General features: G+C 52.8%; 1 rRNA gene. It reads left to right on the forward strand.

Annotated elements, in window-relative coordinates:
- Positions 1-1,325, forward strand: a 23S ribosomal RNA gene (locus tag DPV74_RS41350); the annotation flags it as partial.

Raw genomic sequence — 1,325 nt, forward strand, 5'->3', positions numbered from 1 at the left:
GAAGCGAACGCGGTGAACTGAAACATCTAAGTAACCGCAGGAAAAGAAATCAACCGAGATTCCCAAAGTAGTGGCGAGCGAAATGGGATGAGCCTTGCACTCTTTATTTGTATTGTTAGCCGAACGCTCTGGAAAGTGCGGCCATAGCAGGTGATAGCCCTGTAGGCGAAAACAGTATGAAAGAACTAGGTGTGCGACAAGTAGGGCGGGACACGTGAAATCCTGTCTGAAGATGGGGGGACCATCCTCCAAGGCTAAATACTCGTGATCGACCGATAGTGAACCAGTACCGTGAGGGAAAGGCGAAAAGAACCCCGGGAGGGGAGTGAAATAGATCCTGAAACCGCATGCATACAAACAGTCGGAGCCTCGTAAGGGGTGACGGCGTACCTTTTGTATAATGGGTCAGCGACTTACGTTCAGTAGCAAGCTTAACCGTATAGGGCAGGCGTAGCGAAAGCGAGTCCGAATAGGGCGTTCAGTTGCTGGGCGTAGACCCGAAACCAGGTGATCTATCCATGGCCAGGATGAAGGTGCGGTAACACGTACTGGAGGTCCGAACCCACTAACGTTGAAAAGTTAGGGGATGAGCTGTGGATAGGGGTGAAAGGCTAAACAAACCTGGAAATAGCTGGTTCTCTCCGAAAACTATTTAGGTAGTGCCTCGTGTCTCACCTTCGGGGGTAGAGCACTGTCATGGTTGGGGGGTCTATTGCAGATTACCCCGCCATAGCAAACTCCGAATACCGAAGAGTGCAATCACGGGAGACAGACATCGGGTGCTAACGTCCGGTGTCAAGAGGGAAACAACCCAGACCGCCAGCTAAGGTCCCCAAATATAGCTAAGTGGGAAACGAAGTGGGAAGGCTAAAACAGTCAGGAGGTTGGCTTAGAAGCAGCCACCCTTTAAAGAAAGCGTAATAGCTCACTGATCGAGTCGTCCTGCGCGGAAGATGTAACGGGGCTAAGCTATATACCGAAGCTGCGGATGCGTGCTTAGCACGCATGGTAGGAGAGCGTTCCGTAAGCCTGCGAAGGTGCCTTGTAAAGGGTGCTGGAGGTATCGGAAGTGCGAATGCTGACATGAGTAGCGATAAAGGGGGTGAAAGGCCCCCTCGCCGTAAGCCCAAGGTTTCCTACGCAACGTTCATCGGCGTAGGGTGAGTCGGCCCCTAAGGCGAGGCAGAAATGCGTAGCTGATGGGAAGCAGGTCAATATTCCTGCACCATTGTTAGATGCGATGGGGGGACGGATCGCGGAAGGTTGTCCGGGTGTTGGAAGTCCCGGTCGCTGCATTGGAGAAGGCACTTAGGCAAATCCGGGTG

Origin of the sequence: Burkholderia sp. HAN2018 (assembly GCF_024704855.1) — a bacterium.
Taxonomy (GTDB): domain Bacteria; phylum Pseudomonadota; class Gammaproteobacteria; order Burkholderiales; family Burkholderiaceae; genus Burkholderia; species Burkholderia cepacia.